Below are 21598 nucleotides of genomic sequence, written 5' to 3'. Positions count from 1 at the left end.
TAATTGACGTGACCCGGCTCATTCTCGCTTCCCAGTCCCCCGCCCGGACTAAACTGCTTACCGACGCCGGCATTGGGCACACCGTGATGGTCTCTGATGTGGATGAAGACGCAGTCCAGGCCAAGTACGGGGTGACCGATCCGCACGACACCGCCCTGCTGCTGGCCCGGGCCAAGGGCGAAGCCGTGGCGGCGCTCCCGGAAGCGGAGGGCGCCCTGGTGATTGCCTGCGATTCAGTCTTCGAGTTCGACGGCGAGGCACACGGAAAGCCGTACACGGCAGCTGTGGCCCGCGAACGGATGCTCAGGATGAGCGGGAGCGCAGGGGTCCTCCACACCGGACACTGGCTGATTGACTGCAGGGACACCGACTCCGGGAACGGCTCCGGTGCCACGCTCGGTGCAGTTGCCTCGGCGGAGGTGGCCTTCGAAGACATGACTTCAGCCGAAATCGACGCCTACATTGCCACCGGGGAACCGCTGCATTGCGCCGGCTCCTTCACCATCGACGGCTTGGGGGGCGCCTTTATCCGCAAGGTCGATGGCGATCCCCATGCCGTGGTGGGCCTCTCCATCTCCACCCTGCGCAGGCTGCTGGCCCAGGCCGGCGTCGGCATCACAGAACTGTGGACCTCCGCCTGAACGGATCATTTCCACGCAAGTTGTAGCTTCCCTACAAAGGATGACCGCTGCACGGGCGGATTCCGCAAGTAACATCGGCGGAACCCTCAAAATAGCGCTAGGCTCCCTGAAGAAAGAAGGAGACGCCTTGTCAGCTATTTCGGAGCAGTCCGGCCCCCAAGCACCATCAAACATCACGAAGGTGCTGATCGCGAACCGCGGTGAAATCGCCGTCCGGATTATCCGGGCAGCACGCGACGAGGGCATCGCCTCCGTCGCCGTTTACGCAGATCCCGACCAGAACGCACTCCATGTACGTCTTGCTGACGAGGCGTATGCACTGGGTGGCAACACGGCCGCCGAGTCCTACCTCCTGATGGACAAGATCATCGACGCCGCCGTCCGTTCCGGCGCCGACGCCATCCACCCGGGCTACGGCTTCCTGGCTGAAAACGCGCAGTTCGCAGCCCGGGTCATCGAGGCCGGGATCACGTGGATCGGCCCCTCCCCCGAAGCCATCTCCGCCCTGGGGGACAAGGTCCAGGCCCGGCATATCGCCGAGAAGGTTGGCGCTCCACAGGTTCCCGGGACTGCTGACCCGGTCGAATCCGCCGAGGAAATCCTGGCGTTCGTTGACGAGTTCGGCCTTCCCGTTGCCATCAAAGCGGCATTCGGCGGCGGCGGCCGCGGCATCAAGGTGGCCCGCACCCGTGATGAAATCCCCGAGCTGTTCGAGTCCGCAGTCCGGGAGGCCACGGCCGCCTTCGGACGCGGCGAATGCTTTATTGAACGGTTCCTGGACGCCCCGCGCCACGTGGAAACCCAGTGCCTGGCCGATGCGCACGGCAACGTCGTGGTGGTCTCCACGCGCGACTGCTCGCTGCAGCGCCGCAACCAGAAGCTTGTCGAAGAGGCTCCGGCCCCGTTCCTGACCGAAGAGCAGAACCGGTTGCTGTACGAGTCCTCAAAGGCCATCCTCAAGGAGGCCGGCTACCTCGGCGCCGGCACCTGCGAGTTCCTGGTGGGGCAGGATGGCACCATCTCCTTCCTTGAGGTCAACACCCGGCTCCAGGTGGAGCACTGCGTCTCAGAGGAAGTCACCGGAATCGACCTCGTCCGCGAGCAGTTCCGGTTGGCCCGTGGCGAGGAACTCGGCTACGACGATCCCGAAGTCCGCGGCCACTCCTTTGAGTTCCGCATTACCGGGGAAGATCCGGGCCGCAACTTCATGCCGGCGCCGGGAACCATCCGGACGCTTCGGAACCCCACAGGCCCCGGTGTCCGCATAGACTCCGGCGTTGAGCAGGGTGACGTGATCAGTGGCAACTTCGACTCCATGCTCTCCAAGCTGGTCGTCACCGGCGCCACCCGTCGCCAGGCCCTGGAACGCTCACGCCGTGCCCTTGAGGAAATGGTGGTGGAGGGCATCCCCACTGTTATCCCGTTCCACCTCGCCGTGGTCACCGACTCCGCGTTCGCGCCGGAAAGCGGCCCCTTCGCTGTCCACACCCGCTGGATTGAGACCGGATTCACCAACGCCCTTCCGGCCTGGACTCCGGAGGGGATCGCAGAAGCGGCAGACGCCGGAGATCGCCAGAGGGTCGTCGTCGAGGTTGGCGGCAAGCGCCTTGAGGTAGTGCTCCCTGCATCGCTCGGTTCCCTGGCAATGGCAGGCCCAAGCGCAGCCAAGGCAGGAAAGTCCAAGAAGCGCGCCCGCTCCGCCGGCCCCGCCGAAGCCGCGACCGGTAACTCCCTTGCGTCTCCCATGCAGGGCACCATCGTCAAAGTTGCAGTAGCCAACGGCGACGTCGTTGCCGAGGGTGACCTCGTCGTGGTGCTGGAAGCCATGAAGATGGAACAGCCGCTCACTGCCCACCGCGCCGGAACGATCACCGGCTTGAGTGCCATCGCCGGTGAAACGGTGGCTACCGGTGCCGTCATTGCCACCATCGAAGACTAAGGCGGAGACCAGCACGTGCTTGCACCAAGTTTTGAAGAAGAAGTTGCCCGCTACCACCTGGCCATCCCGGAAATTATGCGGGGCAACCCGCAGGCCGTGAAGGAGCTCTATTCCAGGCTCGACGACGTCACCTTGGCTAATCCGCTGGGCGGGATCGCCCGTGGCTGGGCGCAGGTAGAGGCGCGGCTTGACCAGGCGTCGCGCTACTACGCAGATGGCGTGATGCTGGGGTTTGAAACCATCACGTCGTATCACGCGCAGGACACCGCGTATTTGGTGGAGACGGAACATTTCCGCGCCCGGGTTGGCGCCGGGCAGGCGGAAGAGGAATTTGCCCTGCGGGTAACCAGCATCTTCCGGCGTGAAGAGGGCTTCTGGAAGCTGGCCCACCGTCATGCCGACACCAATGCCCATCCGCAGGCACGACGCGCTACGGTTACCTAAGAGGCACAGTCTCCTGACTGAAGGGTGGTGAGCAAATTGTTGCCCTTTGTGCTGTTGGCTTCCCGCCCTGAGGAAGCGGCCGCGGACGAGGAATACGCGGCCTACCTGCGCTTTTGCGGCCTGCAACCTGAGGAGTTGCTGCGCATCAGGCTTGATGCCGGCCCCATCCCCCGCCTGGACCTGGACACCATCTCCGGCATCATCGTTGGCGGCAGCCCGTTTACCTCCAGCGATCCTCCGGAGTCCAAGTCGGCAACGCAGCAGCGGGTGGAGCGGGAGCTATCAGGGCTCCTGGACACGCTGGTCGCTGAGGATTTCCCGTTCCTGGGCGCCTGCTACGGAGTGGGGACCTTGGGCGCCCATCAGGGCGCGGTGATTGACAGGACCTTCGGCGAACCGCTGGGAGCGGTAGAGGTCAGGATCAACGACGACGGCGGTACCGACCCACTGCTGGCAGGCCTTCCCCGGGAGTTCAGCGCCTTCGTCGGCCACAAGGAAGCGTGCACCCGCCTGCCGGAGCATGCAGTGCTGCTGGCGACGTCGGCGTCGTGCCCTGTCCAGATGTTCCGGATCAAACAGAACCTGTACGCCACCCAGTTCCACCCGGAACTCGATGCTGAAGGCCTGATGACCAGGATCCGGGTCTACCGGCACTCGGGGTACTTCGCCCCCGAAGCAGCCGAGGACCTGATTAGGGAAGCCAGGTTGAGTACAGTCACAGAGCCCATGAAGGTCCTGCGGAATTTTGTGGAACGCTACGCGAAGTAAAAATGCCCGGCATGTTCCCCAAGAGGGAACACGCCGGGCATTTTCAGGTAAGCGACACTAGGCTACGTTGTTCTCGTAATCAGTGTCCTTCGTTTCGCGGGTGATCCAGAGCGCGATGAAGGTGAGCACCGCTGCGGCCGCCATGTAAACGCCCACCAGCCAGGTGCTGCCGCCGGCTGCCTGCCACAGCGCGATCGCGATGAACGACGCCGGAGCGGCGCCAATCACGCTTGAGAGGTTATAAGCCACCGCGGACCCGGTGTACCGGACGTTGGCCGGGAACAACTCCGGAAGAATCGCGGCCATCGGCCCGAAGGTGAGGCCCATCAGGGTAAAGCCCACGATCAGTCCGACGATTGCAGCCGCCTGGCCCGGTCCGAACATGGTGAACCAGAGGACGCCGAAGACAAAAATGCCTGCGGTGACGGCGAGCAGGAACTTGCGGCGTCCCCACTTTTCGGCCAGTGGGCCGGAGACGAGGGTGAAAATGCCAAAAAAAACGACGCCGAGGATCAGCATCCACAGGAAGTCTCCACGGGGAATACCCAGCCCGGGAACAAAGCCGGCGATCTCTGCTGCTGACATCGGCTTGCCGGCCTTCTCCGCCACCGCCTGGGCGGCCTCCACGGAGGCGGGCTTGGTGCCATAGGACAGGGTGAAGGAGGTCATGATGTAGAACAGCACGTAAGTGGCAAGCATGATGAACGTTCCTGCCACCACCGGGCGCCAGTGGTTCTTGAAGGTGGCCGTGAAGGGTACCTTGGCCACCTTGTCTTCGGTGAGTACCTTCTGGAAGGACAGGCTTTCCACCAGCTTCAACCGGACGTAAAGGCCCACAATCACCATCACGGCGCTAAGCAGGAACGGTACCCGCCAGCCCCAGGCGAGGAACGCCTCCGGAGTGAGTGCCGCGTCGAGCCAGATGAACAGCACGTTGGCGAGGATAAAGCCGATGGGTGCCCCAAGCTGCGGGAAGGTTCCGTAAACTGCCCGCTTGCCCTTCGGAGCATTCTCAGTAGCCAGCAGGGCCGCGCCTGACCATTCGCCACCGAGCGCCAGCCCTTGCGCAAAGCGCAGGACCACGAGCATCAATGGAGCCATGACTGCCCAGCCGGGAAGGGAAGCCGTGGGGAGCGTCCCAATGAGGAAGGTGGCAATACCCATGGTGAGCAACGAAGCCACCAGCGTGCCTTTGCGGCCGAACTTATCGCCAAAGTGGCCAAAAAGAACCGAACCCACCGGGCGGGCAATAAAAGCCACACCAAAAATGGCGAACGAACTCAGCAGCGCATTAATTTCTGTCGCGTGCGGGAAAAAGAGCTTCGGAAAGACCAGGACGGCAGCCGTGGCGTAAATATAGAAGTCGTAGAACTCGATGGTGGTGCCAATGAGGCTGGCAAAGATGACCTTGCCCTTGGAGTTCACGGGCTTCGTGGACCCTGGCTCCGCTGTTGTTGTTTCAGCTGATGACATGTATCAACGCTTTCGTCAGGCCGGGCTGCTTCCGCTTTCCGGGCCGCAAATAGTTAGAGTTCAATATTAGTTCCCACAGTCCAATCTTTGGACAAGAAGTCCACTATGTGGACCTGCCTGGGCATAACGCGGCCTTATGTTCCAGCGCCGGGACTTAGGAGCTGGCGGCTCGAAAAGGCTGAGAATTGGCTGCAGGGCGTTCTTCAAGAGGAGGGCACCGCACTCAGCGATATCTTGCTCGCTCCTCTAGCGATGTCCCTGGCAAGCGAGCTCACCTCATCGGCAATTACCGACCGCCCCTTTGTCTCGGAATCATAGATGTAGGTGGTTGATCCACGTCTGGCCCCGCAGAAGTCTATGACCCCGTGCTCAATCTGGGTGCTGATCGATGCTCGGTAGCCGTGCCGCTCATACGCGCTGGCATCACTCCCCGCGATGGGGACAAGGTGTACGCACAACCGGCCTAACTTGGGCTTCAACGAACTCCCCTCGGGCTGTTCGAACGCCCATCCACTGACGAAGACACGGTCTATCCAACCCTTAAGCAGAGCCGGCATCGACCACCAATAAACCGGGAAGACCAAGATAAGGTGATCAGCCCGATCGATCCGCTCCTGCTCGCTAACCACATCAACCGGCAACCCTGTCACCTGCTGGTATGACAATCGGTCGTCTTTAGTGAACCGCGGATCGAAGTTTTCCGCTGCAAGATCTGCGACCTCACTAGACATCCCGCAATAAGCGAAGGCGCCTTTCAGCTCCTTCGCAACGAAATGGGTCAACGAGTTCTGGTCCGGATGGGCAATCACGATCAGCGCTTTGGTCACGACGTCTCCTGGTGAATTAGTTAAGGAAGCACCTTCTCGGCTTAAACCTACCATCAGTAGGTTACTAGCAGTAGGCTACTATCTGTAGATAGACCTGATGAGATGAGAGGACGGCATGGCATTAGGAAAAATGCGCAAGAATGAACGGCGGGAACAGCTGTTGTCCGTCGCTTGGTCAGTCCTCGATGTCGGTGGGACCGACTCCCTGACTCTTGGCCGTCTCGCTGAGCGCGCTGGCATCACCAAACCCGTTGTGTATGACCACTTCGCCTCGCGTTCTGCGCTGCTTATAGCTATGTACCGTGAGTTCGACGCCCTACAGACGCAAAAGCTGGAGCGGTCCCTTGCGGACGCCGAGCACACTGTGCGCGGTCAGGCAACGGCGATTGCCCAATCTCACGTGGAGTGCGTCGTAGCGCACGGACGCCAATTGGCTGGCATCCTCGGTGCACTCGAAGGATCCCCCGACCTGGAACAACTTAAACGTGATACCGAGGCGGCCTACATCGACCTATGCCGGAGTGCTCTAAACCCCTTCTCGGCAACCGGCAGGGTTCCAACCGCTTCCATGATCGCGATCGTAGGAGCTGCGGAGGCACTGGCTCAAGCCGCCGCACGCCAGTCCCTTCCAACCGAAGAAGCCATCGCCGGGCTCATCAACATCATCATTTCGATTCTCACCCGATCTACCAACGGGACGGACCCGCGGCAGCCTGACCAGCTTGGTAAGAGCGCTGCTGATCTGCAGACTTAGACCCATGGGGACAAAGCGCGGTCAACAGTCTGGTTCCATGGTTGCGGGTCTAGGGATCGGTCTCGGCCTGGCGGGAGCAGGCTGGTTTGCCATTGGGCCTGACCACTTGGTCTTCGCATTCGTTGCGCAAGGAGCCTTCCTCTTCATGGCACTGCTCGCAGGGCCCGCCCTGACCGACGTCGGCCGGTCCCGCTACCGGGTCCAACCTTACGAACCACGCATCTACGCAATATTAGGTACCGAGTTGGTTCGCCGCGTACTAAGTTCGCTGGGATGGAATCGGGTCATCAGGCAGATGCGTCACTCGGAGAGCGGCGCTTCGGGACTGTCCCGATTTCTCAGAGGTACTGAGCAGTCAGAAACCGGCCATCTTCTCGGCGTTGCTGCCACGGTGCTGCTAGCCGTTACTGCCGCAGCTACGACCCATCTCCAGGGGGCCGGCCAGATACTGCTTGTCGGACTGGTGCTACATGGGTACCCGGTCATGATCCAACGAGTCGTTCGGTTCAAAATCATCAGCCGCCGAACCGGCATCAACCCAGCGGCTCACTCCCACGTAACGGACCTCTGACTTTAGGCGCCAGCGCTTCTGGCATGGAGCCATCGCAGTCTCAACCCGCGCTTGCAGGTCAGCTGACTTCTCACAGCGGACCGAAGGCGCCGATAGGCAAATGTCACAGCACGTTAACAAACCGGGACCGTCCACGAAACGCCGGCTGCCTACCTTTGAGGAAACAACTTTTCCCCAATCAATCCTCAAAGGAGGGACACCGTGACTGTTGATCGTGCCACTGAGTCAGCTACCGCGCCAGCCACAGGCGCAACCGTAGGCCATGTCCCCGCACTTGAATTCCGGCCGGGACGCTGGATCGCCAACTGGAACGCGGAAAACCACGAACAGTGGGAAAGCGCTGGCCGCTCCATTGCGCGCCGGAACCTGAACTGGTCCATCTTCGCCGAATTCCTGGGTTTTGTCGTTTGGCAACTTTGGTCCATTGTTGTTGTCCAGCTTCCGGCGGCGGGCTTCACTCTGTCCACGTCCGAGATCTTCTGGTTGATCTCCATGCCAAGCCTGGTAGGTGCCACGCTGCGCATTCCCTACACCTTCATGGTGCCCCGCTTCGGCGGCCGGAACTGGACCATCGTTTCGGCGCTCCTGCTGCTGATCCCGTCCATTGGGCTCGCCATTTGCGTTTCCAACCCTGACACCCCCTTTGGCACGCTCCTGCTGGTCGCGGCTCTGGCCGGCTTTGGCGGCGGCAACTTCGCCAGCTCCATGGCCAACATCACCTTCTTCTACCCGGCGCGCGAAAAAGGCTGGGCGCTGGGCCTGAACGCTGCCGGCGGCAACCTTGGTGCCGCCGTCGCACAGCTCGCCGTGCCGATCGTCATCACCCTCCTGGCCGCCGGTACCGTCAACCTGCCAATGGCCGGGCTGATGTGGGTACCGTTCATCCTCCTGGCCGCTTTCGGCGCCTGGAAGTACATGGACAACCTCACCAGCGCCAAGGGTGACGTGGCCGGCTCGGTGGCGGCGCTCAAGGAACCGCATCTATGGATCATGGCCCTGCTTTACATCGGCACCTTCGGTTCGTTCATTGGCTTCGCCGGCGTGTTCCCCAAGCTCATCAAGGACTACTTCCCGGAGTTCTCCACCATCGGAGTGGGCACCGTGGCACTGTCGCTGGCGTTCCTTGGCCCGCTGGTCGGTTCCCTGGCCCGCCCCTACGGCGGCCGGATGGCCGACCGCATGGGCGGCGCCCGGATGACCGTGGCCGCCTTCGCCTCCATGGCAATCATCACGCTTACCATGATCTGGACCCTGCCAGTCAAGAACTTCTGGCTCTTCCTGTTCCTCTTCCTGCTGCTCTTCACCGCCAGCGGCTTCGGAAACGGTGCCACCTACCGCATGATCCCGGTTATCTTTGCCACGTCCAGCCGGGCAGCACGCAACGGTGCCGACTCAGTGGCCACCCAGCGGCTGGCATCATCTGCCCTGGGCCTGATCTCCGCGATCGGCGCCTACGGCGGGTTCGTCATCCCGCAAATGCTCAACGCCTCCAACACCGCCAGCGGTTCGTACACTCCAGCTTTTTACGGATTCGTCGGGGCCTACATCCTGATGCTGACCGTCTGCTGGGCCTGCTACATCCGCAATGCCGGCCGAAACGCGATGGGACACGTCTAACATGACCAAAAGCGCCGCCACGCACTGCCCTTACTGCGCCTTGCAGTGCGCCATGACGCTGACGTCCACCAAGGCGCTGACCCCGGCCGCACAGCCGGGGTCAGCGCCCGTTGCCGGAGTTTCCACCAGCGACGCTGTCCCCGCCGCGCCGCCCGCGCTTCCGGTGTTGCTGGAGGTCACCGGACGCGACTTCCCCACCAACCGTGGCGGCCTCTGCCGCAAGGGCTGGACCTCGGCCAGTCTGTTAAACCATCCCGGCCGGGTCACCGAGCCACTGCTCCGCGGCGCCGACGGCGTCCACCGGCCCATCGGCTGGGACCAGGCTCTGGCCCTGGTCACGGACCAGGTCAAAAGAACCCAGGCCTCCTACGGAGCCGATTCCGTAGGTGTCTTCGGCGGCGGTGGCCTCACCAATGAAAAGGCGTACCTCCTGGGCAAGTTTGCCCGTGTTGCCCTTGGCACCTCAAGGATCGATTACAACGGCCGGTTCTGCATGTCCTCGGCAGCAGCCGCGGGCATGCGCGCCTTCGGGGTGGACAGGGGCCTGCCCTTTCCCCTCGCAGATCTGGGAACTGCCAGTACCATTCTGATCCTTGGCTCCAACGTGGCCGAGACCATGCCGCCCTTCGTCCAGCACCTGCAGGGCGCCCGCGACAACGGCGGCCTGATCGTGGTGGACCCCCGCCGTTCCTCTACAGCCGCCTTCACGGCCGACGGCGGCGGCCTCCACCTGCAACCGCTTCCCGGAACTGACCTCACCCTCCTGCTGGGCATCAGCCACGTGGTGATCCATGAAGGCCTCAGCGACTCCAGCTACCTCCGGGAGCGTACCTCTGGCTATGACGCCGTCGTCCGCAGTGTGAACGCCTTCTGGCCGGAACGGGTGCAGTCTCTCACGGGGGTTCCTGCCGAACTTATCCGCGAGGCCGCGCGCAGGCTGGCCGCCGGCACCCGCCAAGGCGGCAGCTATATCCTCACCGGCCGTGGCGTGGAACAGCATATTGACGGCACCGACACCGCCACCGCCGCCATCAACCTCAGCCTGCTGCTCGGCCTTCCCGGTTCCGCCCGCAGCGGCTACGGCACCCTCACCGGCCAGGGCAATGGCCAAGGTGGCCGAGAACACGGCCAGAAGGCCGACCAGCTTCCCGGCTACCGGAAGATCACCGACCCCGCCGCGCGTGCGCATATGGCTGCCGTCTGGGGTGTTCCGGAGGAGAGCATTCCCGGTCCCGGCCTCCCGGCAGTCCAACTCCTGCAGTCACTGGGAAAGCCCGACGGCGTCCGTTGCCTTTTTGTGCACGCCTCCAATATCGCTGTGGCCGCCCCGGACGCCAATGCCGTAATCGCCGGACTCCGCAGCCTGGACTTCCTGGTGGTGTGTGACTTCTTCATGTCCGAGACTGCCGCTGAAGCCGATCTGGTGCTCCCCGTACTGCAGTGGGCCGAGGAGGAGGGAACCCTGACCAATCTGGAGGGCCGAGTGCTCCGCCGCCGCCGGGCCATCAAGCCACCGTCCGGTGCGCGCAGCGAACTCTGGATCATGGCCCGGCTTGCCGGGGCCCTCCAGGCTCCCTCCACCTTCAGCGAGTACCCCGAGGAAGTCTTCGAAGAGTTGCGCCTGGCTTCCGCCGGCGGGCTGGCTGACTACTCGGGCATCAGCTACGACAAACTTGATCGCGGCGAGGCTGCCTACTGGCCCTACCCCGCCGGAAGCACCGGCACTCCCCGGCTGTTCGTGGACTCCTTCGCCCACGCGGACGGCAGGGCAGTGCTCACTCCAGTGACACCCCGGCGTCGTACTGCCGTTTCCGTTACCACTCCCGAACCTGCCGCGGCTGCCGGAACCGCCTCCGGCACAAAGGCCACCGGCAAGTCCATGACTCTCATCACCGGGCGGCTGCTGGAGCACTACCAGTCGGGCTCGCAGACACGGCGGGTGGCCGATCTGCTGGCCGCGAGGCCCGAAGCCACCGTGCAGATCCATCCGGCTGCCGCAGCGGGGCTCGGCATCACCGAGGGGGCGTACGTCTCCATTGCGAACAAACGCGGCGAAGTCCTGTGCAAGGCCGAACTCAGCACGGCGATCCGCCAGGAAACCGTCTTCCTGCCCTTCCACTTCCCTGAACTGGAAAGCGCCAACCGGCTCACTGAGGCCGCCACGGATCCCATCTCCGGAATGCCGGAGTTCAAATTCAATACCGTCCACGTCAGGCTGGCAACCACTCAGTCAGCCGCACCGGACCGCGTTCCCGCAACAATGGAGGCGTCATGACCGAACAGATTGTGGTGGTGGGCTTTGGGCCTGTGGCCGCCCGGCTCGTGGACGAACTGCTCCCGGGCGTCCGCAACGGCAGCGTCACCCTCACGGTGATTGGTGAAGAACCAGTAGCTGCCTATAACCGGGTCCTGATCGGTTCCGTTGGTGTCGGGCACACCACCGCCGACACTCTGGCCCTTGCCGACGCCAAGGCCTTGGCTGCGGACGGTCTTGACGTTCGGCTGGGCGTCCACGTCCGGCGCATCGACCGTCCCCGGCAGCGGGTACTGCTGATGGATGGTTCAGAAGTACACTTTGACCGGCTGGTCCTTGCCACCGGCTCACGGCCCGTCATTCCGAATCTGACCGGCATCAACCCCGACCCCGCCCACCCGGTGCTCCCCGCCGGCGTTACGGCACTGCGTGATCTCCGCGATGCCGGGCAGCTCCGCCAGGCCGTCGAGGGCCGGAAGCGTGTGGTGGTGCTGGGCGGTGGCGTCCTGGGACTGGAAATTGCCCTGGCCGCCGCCGAGGAAGGCGCCACCGTCACCGTGGTCCACAACGGCCCCCACCCATTGGGCCGCAACATCGACCGCGGCGGCGGTTCCGTGCTGGCCAACAGCCTGCGCCGCTGCGGCGTACGGATGGCCGGCAACGCCCGTTCCACCGGAGTTGAACACAGCGCAGCCGACGGCGGCTTCTCAGCACTGCTGCTCGACGACGGTTCCGCCATCGACGGCGATCTCCTGGTGCTGTCGTGCGGGGTACGGCCCCGGACAGAGCTGGCCGAGGGCGCCGGGTTGAGCACCGGCACCGGCATCCTGGTGGACCACCAGCTCAAGGCCCACCACGAACCGCACATCTTCGCGATCGGAGACTGCGCCGAGGTCCGCTGCACCGACAAGTCCTGTATCGAATGCCGCAGCGCCACCGGGCCGCTGGGGCTTGTGGGCCCGGGGTGGCGGCAGGCCGAATGGCTCGCGGAGCACCTGCTGCTGCTTGCCGGCAGCGATCCGGCGGCGGCCGAGACCCAGCCTCCCCTGCCGCAGGAACTGCCCGGCGTGATCGTCCTGAAGGCCAACGGCATGAACCTCGCCGTCGCAGGCAGCAACAACGCCGAGCCGTGGGACGAGGAGGCACTCACCGCCGGGGTGGGAAATGGCCGCGAACGCCTCCAGGTGGCCCAGTGGGCCGACCCCGAGCACGGCCGCTACGTCAAGATGACCACCCGCGGCGGCGTGCTGGAAGGCCTGGTTGCAGTAGGCATGCCAAGGACTGCCGCAGAACTCGTTGGGTTGTTCGAACGGCGCTCGGAGCTTCCCGCTGACCGGTCCCTGATGCTGCGGCTGGACGGGCCGGACCAGCTTCCGGATAGCGGCCCCCGCGATCCCAACGGTACGGTGTGCCGCTGCGCTGGAGTCAGTGGTGCAAGCATCCGCAACGCCGTTGAAGAAGGTTGTGCCAGCGTTGCAGAAGTATCCAAGGCAACACGCGCCGGAACCGGCTGCGGCGGCTGCCACGACGACATCAAGGCAATGATCGAGCAGCACTTCCAGGCAGCCGTCGCCTGAACCGGCTGCTCAACCACTCGCTACTTCGCCACTCGCTACTGAACCACTCGCTACCGAACCACTTCGTGGTGGTGCGGATCCAACTGGTCGAACAGCGACGAACCGATCATGAAAATGCCCCGCTGCGGGATCCAGAAATCGCCCAGCCGGTCCTGCAGCGGCAGCGGTGCGGGCGTGCCGAGGTCCTTTCCATCAAGCCTTGCCGTCGAGGATGAAACGAACCACATGCGCTGGGGGCGGGCCTGGAACGATTGCCGGTTAGGAACCTTCCCAGTCAGCCCGATCTTTCCCGCGCGCAGCAGGGGCCCGGCCATCAGTCCCATCGCGCTGAGAAATACACTGTTTCGCCAGAGCTTCTCCGGTACGGCGCTGCAGACGGCAGACATCAGCCGCGTGACGGACGTTTCGGAGAGACCAACGTCCCAGGTAAGATCCACAGGACCTTCCGCGCGGACAGTGAACGACGCCGGCCCGTTCCAGCGAATGGACACCTGCGCCGCCGGTGACCGTTCAAGTCCGCTACTGAAATAGCGCGCACAGGAAAGCTCAGGTGCCACAGTGCTGAAAATGGACCATTTGCCTGCCGGGTCCCGGAGCCAGACGGAGGTGTAGGCGGGTCCGACTGAGGAGCGGTCAAAACGGCGCAGTGCCAGGATGTGACCGGTGCTGAAGGTTACGCCCATGATGCCGTAGCCGGCGAACCGCTCCCTGGGCCCTCCCGGCAGAACACCATCGCGCTCAGCAGCACTTACCGACGTTTGGGGACTCTCCATGGCCAACCTCCGCAGTTGGCATCAGTGTAAGCCTGCCAGGGGCTGAAAGAAATGCCCTATACCGGGGCCTTGGGGATCATGATCCACAGCGCGATGTAGACCAACTCGCCGATGCCCACCAAACCAAAGATAATAAAGCCCAGCCGCACCAGGAACTTGGGCAGCCCGAAGCGGGCCGCAAGGGCTGCGCAAACCCCTGCGAGGATCTTGCCGTTGCGGGGCCGTACCAGTGCTGTACTCATGGCCGCCCGCCTCTTTCCAGGCCCTGCTCGTTCCATTTCACATCGTTGAGTTCCATGGTTCCTCCTTGCCTCTTGCCTCAGAAAGACGGGCTGGTTCCGGTTCCCCATTGCCAGCCGGTCCTGCGAGGAGTCTATGCATGCGCGCCCCCGGGGTCCAGACTTTCGCCCTACAAGCGCACGTGCAGGCGCCTGGCCGCTTCCGAAATGGAGCCGGTCAAGGACGGGTAGACGGTGAAGGTGCTGGCGAGGTCGTCCACATGCAGTTTCTGTTTGACGGCGATGGCGATCGGGAAGATCAGCTCGGAGGCGTTGGGTCCCACCACCACGCCGCCGATCACCGTTCCGGAACCCTTACGGGCGATGATCTTGATAAAGCCATCGCGGTGATTGCGCATTTTGGCGCGGGCGTTGCTGCGCAGGGAAAGCTTGATGATGTCGCCCTGGTACCGGTCCGAAAGCACGTCGGCCTCCGAGACCCCCACAGAAGCGATCTCCGGCGACGTGAAAATGTTCGAAGCCACCTGGTGCAGCTTGATAGGGGTGACGGTGTCCCCAAGGATATGGGCGATCGCGATCCGGCCCTGCATGGCGGCCACGGAGGCGAGCTGCAGCACGCCGGTGCAGTCGCCGGCCGCATAGATGTTGGGGGCGGTGGTTCGGGAAACGCCATCCACCTTCACATGCCCGCTCTCGGACAATGCGACGCCCGCCTCTTCCAAGCCAATGCCGGCCGTGTTGGGAATGGAACCGACGCAGACCAGGCAGTGGCTGCCCGTCACGGTGGAGCCATCGCTGAGGGTAACCACAACGCCGTTATCGGTGCGTTCGACGGTCTCCGCGCGGGACTCGGACAGGACCCGCACGCCGCGGCGTTCGAATACTTCCTCCAAAACCTCGGCAGCATCCACGTCCGAGCCAGGCAGCACGCGCTCACGGCTGGAAATCAAGGTGACCTTGGAACCCAATCCGTTATATGCGGAGGCGAATTCGGCCCCGGTGACGCCGGAGCCCACCACGATGAGTTCTTCCGGCAGTTCGTCCAGGTTGTAGATCTGTGCCCAGTTCAGGATGCGGTCGCCGTCCGGCCGCGCGGTGGGCAGTTCACGCGGGTGGGCGCCCATGGTCAAGAGGATGGCGTCCGCCTCCACCGTCTCCACGCCGTCTGCGGTCAGGACCTCGATCGTGTGGTTGTCCAGCAGCTTGCCGGAGCCGATCAGGATGCGGACGTTCTGGAGCACCAACGCATCATGGATGTCGCTGGACTGCTTGCGGGCCAGGTTCAGCAACCGGTGGTTGATGTGCTTGAGGTCTGCCCTCATGACAGGTACAACGTCGCCGCCGTCGACGTCGAACTTCACGCCCAGCTCGCCGGCCTCTGCCACGCGGGTCATCAGGTCTGCCGTGGCAATCAGAGTCTTGGAAGGGACCACGTCAGTCAGGACAGCAGAGCCGCCCAGGCCTGCCCGTTCGATGATGGTGACCTGCGCTCCCAAGGAGGCTGCGACCATGGCTGCTTCGTATCCACCCGGGCCACCGCCCAGGATTGCGATCCGGGATGGGCTGAAATCAGGATGCGTAGTCACAATCATCCATTCTCTCCTATGGCCCGCCCAGCACCAAGAATCCGGGCAAAGGGAGTCAGGCTCCTGCTGGGCACAGCGGCGGCGGCACGGTAGCTTATACCCGTGAGTAATACAGAGTTCCTCAAAACGGATCCTTTCGAAGCCGCCCGTGCCGCTGCCGACCACATCGCCGAGGAAACGGGAGTGGACCGGCACGATGTCGCTTTGGTCCTGGGTTCCGGCTGGAGCGGGGCGGCCGGTCTCATAGGTGAAACCACCGCCACACTGTCCGCCGACGAAGTTCCCGGCTTCCACGCCCCTGCCGTGGCCGGCCACGTTGGCACCATTACTTCCGTGCTCACCCCCGACGGCAAGCGGGCCCTGGTACTGGGCGCGCGCACGCACTACTACGAAGGCAAAGGTGTCCGCGCTGTGGTGCACGGCGTCCGCACCGCAGCAGCTGCCGGTTGCAAGACCCTGGTGCTCACCAATGGCTGTGGCGGCCTGAACGAGCAGTGGGTGCCTGGTACGCCGGTGCTGATCAGTGACCACATCAACCTCACCGCCACGTCGCCGCTGGAAGGCGCCACGTTCGTGGATCTCACGAACCTGTATTCCTCCCGCATCCGCGCACTTGCCCGGGAAGTAGACCCCACCCTGGCCGAGGGTATCTACGCACAGTTCAGCGGTCCGCATTATGAAACACCTGCCGAGGTGCAGTACGCCAAGCGGATCGGGGCTGACCTGGTGGGAATGTCCACAGCGCTGGAGGCAATCGCAGGCCGCCACGCGGGCATGGAAGTTTTTGGAATCTCCCTGGTCACCAACCTTGCTGCGGGGATCAGCCCCGTTCCGCTGAGCCACGAGGAAGTGCTCGACGCCGGCAAGGCTGCAGGTGCGCGGATTTCCAAGCTGCTGGCGGAGATCATCGGCCGGCTCTAGCGTTTTCTTCAGCCAGCAACAGAACATCAGCAGACGGACGTCACCATGTGGCTGCCGGCGGTGGCCGGACGGCTGCCTGTCCCCAACGACGATAGCGTGGTCCCATGACTTCTTCCGATGCCGACTCTCTCCTGATCGGCGCAGCCCGCGACTGGGCTGCCCAGGATCCGGATCCGCAGACCGCCGCGGAGCTCCTTGAACTGATCCCTAGGGCGGAACGCGGTGAGCCGGCCGCCGCCCAGGAACTGGCGGACAGCTTCAACGGCACGCTGGAATTCGGCACAGCCGGACTCCGCGCCGCCTTGGGGCCCGGGCCCAACAGAATGAACCGCGTAGTGGTGCGCCGGGCTGCCGCCGGGCTCGCCGCGTTCCTGACCGATGCAGTTGCCGCCGCTGCACCCGGAAGCCGGCCGCGCGCCGTCGTCGGCTATGACGCCCGGTACAACTCCGACGTTTTCGCCGCGGAGACTGCCGCGATCTTCACGGCCGCCGGTATCGAAACATTCCTGATGCCTTCGGCACTGCCCACTCCCCTGCTGGCGTTCGCGGTACGGGAACTGGACTGCGACGGCGGCGTGATGGTGACCGCAAGCCACAACCCTCCGCAGGACAACGGCTACAAGGTGTACCTGGGCCGCCACGCCGTGGAGGAGAACGGCAGGGGTGCCCAGATCGTCACGCCGTACGACTCCCGGATTGCGTCAAGGATCAGCGCCGTGGGCAGCTTGGAGTCGATCCCGCTCGCCCGCGACGGGTGGACCGTGCTGCACCCCTCCATCGTTGAGGACTACCGGCTGTCGGTCGCCACACTGGCTATGCCATCCGCTTTCCCGGCCCGGGACCTGCGCATCGTGCTCACTCCCATGCACGGAGTAGGCGGCGAAACTGCGGTAGCCACACTGGCCGCGGCGGGTTTCAACGATGTCACCCTGGTGCGGGAGCAGGCCCTGCCGGATCCGGACTTCCCCACCGTAAGCTTCCCCAATCCGGAGGAACCCGGCGCCCTGGACCTGGCACTGGCCGAAGCGGAGCGGCTGGATGCGGACATTGTCCTGGCCAACGACCCCGATGCGGACCGAGCCGCCGTTGCCGCCAAGGACCCGGAGAGCGGCGAATGGCGGATGCTCCGAGGTGACGAGGTAGGCGCACTGCTCGGCGCCCATATTGTTGCGCGACTGGCCGCCCTCCGCGGCGAATCTGGTAATGGCGAGGCAGGCGTCTCTGGTGAGTCCGGGGTATCTGGGGTTTTCGCCAGTTCCATTGTTTCGTCCCGGCTCCTGGCCCGCGTGGCCGCGAATGCCGGCATCGCCCATCAGGAAACCCTTACCGGCTTCAAATGGATTTCCAGAGTTCCCGGACTGCTCTACGGCTACGAGGAAGCCCTTGGTTACTGTGTGGCACCGGATCTGGTGCGGGACAAGGACGGGATTTCGGCCGCTCTGCTGGTCGCGGAACTGGCAGCGGCGGCCAAAGCGGAGGGCCGGACCATGTTCGACACCCTCGACGCCCTATACCTGGTCCACGGCCTGCACGCCAGCGATCAGCTCAGCATCCGTGTGGGAGACCTGGGACTGCTGGATGCCATGATGAACCGCCTGCGGGTGAGCCCCCCGGAGTCCTTCGCCGGATCGGCCGTGGAGGTTTCAGTGGATCTCGCGGAGGGCAGCGGTGATCTGCCGCCCACAGACGGCCTGCTGTATGTGACGCGCGACCTGACCCGCGTCATCATCAGGCCCAGTGGCACCGAGCCCAAGCTCAAGTGCTACCTCGAAGTCATCCAGGGTGTGGAATCGGCCGCGGAGTTGCCAGCTGTGCGGCTAAATGCCAGGGCGTCGTTGGACGCCGTGCTCACCGATGTCCGTGAGGCCCTGGGGCTCTAAAGTCAGTCCCTAAGCCGCTACCTCAACAAAGCCGTCAACAACCCTGGTGCTGAACGTTGCCAGACGCAGGTCCGGCGAGTTGAAGCATTCGCCTGTCTGGAGATCGTAAACCTCTTTGTGCAGTGGCGAGGCGATAGTGGCCCGCTCTCCGCGCGAGCCGAGGATACCGCGGGCCATCACGTGTGCCCCGGTGGCGGGGCAACGCTGGTCAACCGCGTAGACGCTCTCGGAATTGCCGGAGACGATGCGGAACAGCGCCACCTGGCGGCCATCCACAAGGGCAGCTTCACCCCAGGCCGGCTCAAGGTCAGCTACTGCACACACGCGCTGCCACCCCATCGCTGCAACTGCTGCGACTGCTGCATTGGCGGTCAGTTCCCCGTGTTCCAGTGTTGCCGTCATGACGGCTCCTTCCCTGCAAATTCTCGTTAAAGTGCTAAGCCTGGCCGTAATTCCGGCAGTACCACCAAGGTAGGCGCCGGGTGTTTCACACTGATACTGCCAATGTGTCCATTGCGTAAAAGACACCTCACTCGGCCGGAAATGCGTTCGTGATGCAGAAGTTAAGTTCACGAAACAAAAGGGAAACTGAAGCGAAACTGCGGCTGCCTAGTCTGGATTGACAAGCTCGAACAGAGAAGGCTGCGGCGCACCTGCCCGCATCCGTTGCGAAAGGCCCACAGTGACCGAACAGACACCAAGCACAGAGACACCGCGCCGCATCGTCGTCGCCGGCGGCGGCCCCGCGGCCCACCGTTTTGCGGACGCCATGCATGCCCGGGGCCTCGACGGCTGGCATGTCACGGTTCTCACGGAAGAACCGCACCTCCCCTACGACCGCGTGGCATTGAGCAAGGCCTTGACGGACATGGAGTACGACCTCACCCTGGGTGCGGCAGCCATGTGGGACCACGAGGCACTGGAACTTCGCACCGGCGAGCGCGTGGTCAAGATCAATCATGAAGCCAAGTGCGTGGAAACCGCGGCCGGCAACACCTTTGCCTACGATGCCCTGGTAGTCGCAACGGGTTCCAACGCGGCCCGCCTGCCGATCCCGGGTGCCGAGCATACGCACGTCTACCGCACGCTTGAAGACGTCTGGGCAATTAACAAGGCTATTGCCGGCCTTACGGAAAAGCTTGGCCGCAAGGTCAAGGCAGTCACCATCGGCGGTGGCCTCCTGGGCCTCGAGTCCGCTGCCGGCACCGAGCAGCTCGGCGCCACACCGATCGTCATCGACGGCAGCAAGTGGCTGATGGCTACCCAGCTAGACGAAGGCGCGGGCCAGGCAATGGGCCGGCTCATCAAGGCCAAGGGCTTCGAAGTCCACAACGGCGTGTTCCCCTCCGAGGTTCTTTCCGACGACGACGGCCAGGTCACCGGCGTCCTGATGGCTGACGGCCGCGTCATCGACGCCGATATGGTGATCGTTGCGATCGGTGTCAGGCCGCGGGACGAACTCTTCCGCGCTGCTGAGGGCGAGGAGCAGACCTTCTCACTTGGTGCGCGCGGCGGCGTAGTCATCAACGACTTCTGCGAGACCGAAATACCCGGAATCTTCGCCATCGGTGAAGTGGCCAACTTCGGCGGCATGTGCCTGGGCCTGGTAGCCCCGGCCAACGCGATGGCAGAGATCGTGGCGGACCGCCTGCATGGCGGCCAGGCCCAATTCCCCGGCTTCGATACAGCCACCAAGCTCAAGCTCTCCGGCGTGGAGGTGGCCAGCTTCGGTGATGCCTTCGCCAAGACCGAACATGCCTTGGAAATCGTCTACGCGGATCCCGCCCGCGGCGTGTACCAGAAGATCGTCACCACTGACGATGCCAAGACCCTCCTGGGCGGTATCTTCGTCGGCGACGCCGCTCCCTATACGAGCCTCCGCCCGCTGCTGGGCCGCGAACTGTCCGCAGAACCCGGGGCCTACCTCACGGCTGCCGGCGGCGGGGACGCCCCGGACACCGAACTTCCGGATGACGCAACGCTCTGTTCCTGCAACAACGTCACCGCTGGAGCCATCCGTGACGCCGTCAATGGCTGCGGCGCCTGCGAGGGCAACGCCCCGGTCCAGGAACTGGGCGAACTGAAGGCCTGCACGCGCGCCGGAACCCAGTGCGGTTCCTGTGTGCCGATGCTCAAAAAGCTCCTCGAAGGCGAGCTCACCAAGTCCGGCGTCGAGGTTTCCAAGGCCCTCTGCGAGCACATCGCCCTGTCCCGCCAGGAACTGTTCGATGCCATCCGCGTCCTGGGCCTCACCTCCTTCGAAGAGATTATGGCCAAGTACGGCACCGGCCACGGCTGCGACATCTGCAAGCCCACCATCGCCAACATCCTGGCCAGCCAGAACAGCGCCTACGTACTGGACGCCGGCCGGGGAACTCTGCAGGACACCAACGACCGCGCCCTGGCCAACATGCAAAAAGACGGCACCTACTCGGTGGTCCCGCGCATTGCCGGCGGGGAGATCACCCCCAAGAAGCTTGGCGTAATCGCCGCTGTGGCCGAGAAGTACAACCTGTACACCAAGATCACCGGCGGCCAGCGCATCGACATGTTCGGGGCCCGCCTGGAGCAGCTTCCGGAAATCTGGAAGGAACTGGTGGACGCCGGTTTTGAGTCCGGCCAGGCCTACGGCAAGAGCCTGCGCACCGTGAAGTCCTGCGTCGGTTCCACCTGGTGCCGCTATGGCGTCCAGGACTCGGTGGCCATGGCCATCAACCTTGAGCTGCGCTACCGCGGGCTCCGCAGCCCGCACAAACTCAAGATGGGCGTCTCGGGCTGTGCCCGCGAATGCGCCGAAGCCCGTGGCAAGGACGTCGGCGTGATCGCCACCGCTGACGGCTGGAACCTCTACGTTGGCGGCAATGGCGGAGCCACCCCGGCGCATGCCCAGTTGCTGGCCAAAGACCTCGACGATGAAACGCTGATCAAGTACATCGACCGCTACTTCATGTACTACATCCGCACGGCGGACCGCCTGCAACGCACCGCACGCTGGCAGGAAGAGCTCGACGGCGGCATCAAGCACGTTGAAGACGTCGTGGTCAAGGACACCCTCGGTATTGCCGATGAGCTGGAGGCTGCGATGGCCCGGCACGTGGACACCTACGTCGACGAGTGGGCCGACACCCTGAAGGATCCCGAACGGCTCCGCCGCTTCCGGTCCTTCGTCAACGCCCCGGACCAGAAGGACGACTCCATCACCTTTGTCTCCGACGAACGCGGCCAGATGCGTCCGGCCACGCCTGAGGAAAAAGCCCGCATCAGCCAACAGCCGGTCCTGATCGGCGCATCCATCCCGATGCGGCCCAGCACCAACGACGGAACAGAGGCATAA

The 21598-nt window shown here is 63.8% G+C and carries 18 protein-coding genes; 12 read left to right on the top strand and 6 right to left on the bottom strand.

The features are described from left to right. The first annotated feature begins 8 nt into the window (after positions 1-8). The 4 genes from ACWA13_RS06480 (at position 9) to ACWA13_RS06465 (ending at position 3792) form a co-directional block, all read left to right on the top strand. A complete protein-coding gene (locus tag ACWA13_RS06480) occupies positions 9-641 on the top strand; it encodes a Maf family protein (protein ID WP_463937326.1) in 633 nt (210 codons plus the stop codon). 127 nt (positions 642-768) lie between these two features. Next, on the top strand, positions 769-2580 hold the full coding sequence (locus tag ACWA13_RS06475) for an acetyl/propionyl/methylcrotonyl-CoA carboxylase subunit alpha (RefSeq protein ID WP_463937325.1): 1812 nt from the start codon (positions 769-771) through the stop codon (positions 2578-2580). 15 nt (positions 2581-2595) lie between these two features. After that, on the top strand, positions 2596-3024 hold the full coding sequence (locus ACWA13_RS06470) for a YybH family protein (RefSeq protein ID WP_463937324.1): 429 nt from the start codon (positions 2596-2598) through the stop codon (positions 3022-3024). A gap of 36 nt (positions 3025-3060) precedes the next feature. Beyond that, positions 3061-3792, top strand: coding sequence for a glutamine amidotransferase (locus tag ACWA13_RS06465; protein ID WP_463937854.1), 732 nt, complete (start codon positions 3061-3063; stop codon positions 3790-3792). 57 nt (positions 3793-3849) lie between these two features. Here ACWA13_RS06465 and ACWA13_RS06460 read toward each other — a convergent pair whose 3' ends face one another. Both ACWA13_RS06460 and ACWA13_RS06455 read right to left on the bottom strand, forming a co-directional pair. Then, positions 3850-5265: an MFS transporter gene (locus tag ACWA13_RS06460; protein WP_463937323.1), complete on the bottom strand. Its 1416-nt coding sequence runs from the start codon at positions 5263-5265 to the stop codon at positions 3850-3852. Between the two features lie 203 nt (positions 5266-5468). Next, a complete protein-coding gene (locus ACWA13_RS06455; protein ID WP_463937322.1) occupies positions 5469-6092 on the bottom strand; it encodes an NAD(P)H-dependent oxidoreductase in 624 nt (207 codons plus the stop codon). 130 nt (positions 6093-6222) lie between these two features. On the opposite strand from ACWA13_RS06455, the gene ACWA13_RS06450 reads away from it, so the two are divergent. The 5 genes from ACWA13_RS06450 (at position 6223) to ACWA13_RS06430 (ending at position 12865) form a co-directional block, all read left to right on the top strand. Then, a complete protein-coding gene (locus ACWA13_RS06450; protein WP_463937321.1) occupies positions 6223-6846 on the top strand; it encodes a TetR/AcrR family transcriptional regulator in 624 nt (207 codons plus the stop codon). Positions 6847-6850: 4 nt separating this feature from the next. After that, on the top strand, positions 6851-7417 hold the full coding sequence (locus ACWA13_RS06445) for a glycosyl-4,4'-diaponeurosporenoate acyltransferase CrtO family protein (RefSeq protein ID WP_463937320.1): 567 nt from the start codon (positions 6851-6853) through the stop codon (positions 7415-7417). A 201-nt stretch (positions 7418-7618) separates the two neighbouring features. Then, positions 7619-9034: an MFS transporter gene (locus tag ACWA13_RS06440; protein WP_463937319.1), complete on the top strand. Its 1416-nt coding sequence runs from the start codon at positions 7619-7621 to the stop codon at positions 9032-9034. Between the two features lies 1 nt (position 9035). Continuing rightward, positions 9036-11309 carry a molybdopterin oxidoreductase family protein gene (locus ACWA13_RS06435; protein WP_463937318.1) on the top strand — a complete coding sequence of 758 codons (2274 nt, stop codon included), beginning with the start codon at positions 9036-9038 and terminating at the stop codon, positions 11307-11309. Beyond that, the gene (locus ACWA13_RS06430; protein ID WP_463937317.1) at positions 11306-12865 is read left to right on the top strand and encodes an FAD-dependent oxidoreductase; all 1560 of its coding nucleotides are present in this window, start codon (positions 11306-11308) and stop codon (positions 12863-12865) included. Before ACWA13_RS06435 ends, ACWA13_RS06430 begins: the two co-directional genes overlap by 4 nt. A gap of 50 nt (positions 12866-12915) precedes the next feature. On the opposite strand, the gene ACWA13_RS06425 is transcribed toward ACWA13_RS06430, so the two are convergent. The 3 genes from ACWA13_RS06425 to ACWA13_RS06415 form a co-directional block, all read right to left on the bottom strand. After that, positions 12916-13638, bottom strand: a complete 723-nt coding sequence (locus ACWA13_RS06425) for a hypothetical protein (RefSeq protein WP_463937316.1) — start codon at positions 13636-13638, stop codon at positions 12916-12918. A gap of 56 nt (positions 13639-13694) precedes the next feature. Then, positions 13695-13880, bottom strand: a complete 186-nt coding sequence (locus ACWA13_RS06420) for a PspC domain-containing protein (RefSeq protein ID WP_463937315.1) — start codon at positions 13878-13880, stop codon at positions 13695-13697. A 167-nt stretch (positions 13881-14047) separates the two neighbouring features. Further along, positions 14048-15463: an NAD(P)H-quinone dehydrogenase gene (locus ACWA13_RS06415; RefSeq protein WP_463937853.1), complete on the bottom strand. Its 1416-nt coding sequence runs from the start codon at positions 15461-15463 to the stop codon at positions 14048-14050. 102 nt (positions 15464-15565) lie between these two features. Here ACWA13_RS06415 and ACWA13_RS06410 point away from each other — a divergent pair, with 102 nt between their 5' ends. Both ACWA13_RS06410 and ACWA13_RS06405 read left to right on the top strand, forming a co-directional pair. Continuing rightward, positions 15566-16384 carry a purine-nucleoside phosphorylase gene (locus tag ACWA13_RS06410; protein ID WP_463937314.1) on the top strand — a complete coding sequence of 273 codons (819 nt, stop codon included), beginning with the start codon at positions 15566-15568 and terminating at the stop codon, positions 16382-16384. 104 nt (positions 16385-16488) lie between these two features. Beyond that, positions 16489-18264 (top strand): phospho-sugar mutase, encoded by a 1776-nt coding sequence (locus tag ACWA13_RS06405; protein WP_463937313.1) that lies wholly within the window; start codon positions 16489-16491, stop codon positions 18262-18264. A 9-nt stretch (positions 18265-18273) separates the two neighbouring features. On the opposite strand, the gene nirD is transcribed toward ACWA13_RS06405, so the two are convergent. After that, positions 18274-18666: a nitrite reductase small subunit NirD gene (nirD, locus tag ACWA13_RS06400; protein WP_463937312.1), complete on the bottom strand. Its 393-nt coding sequence runs from the start codon at positions 18664-18666 to the stop codon at positions 18274-18276. Between the two features lie 280 nt (positions 18667-18946). Between nirD and nirB the strand changes: the two genes are divergently transcribed. Beyond that, a complete protein-coding gene (gene nirB, locus ACWA13_RS06395) occupies positions 18947-21598 on the top strand; it encodes a nitrite reductase large subunit NirB (protein ID WP_463937311.1) in 2652 nt (883 codons plus the stop codon).

The sequence above is a fragment of the Pseudarthrobacter sp. TRD_SC_9 genome (assembly GCF_055361265.1).
Note: the sequence above shows the minus strand (reverse complement) of the source record. Positions and strands in the feature narration are given on the sequence as shown.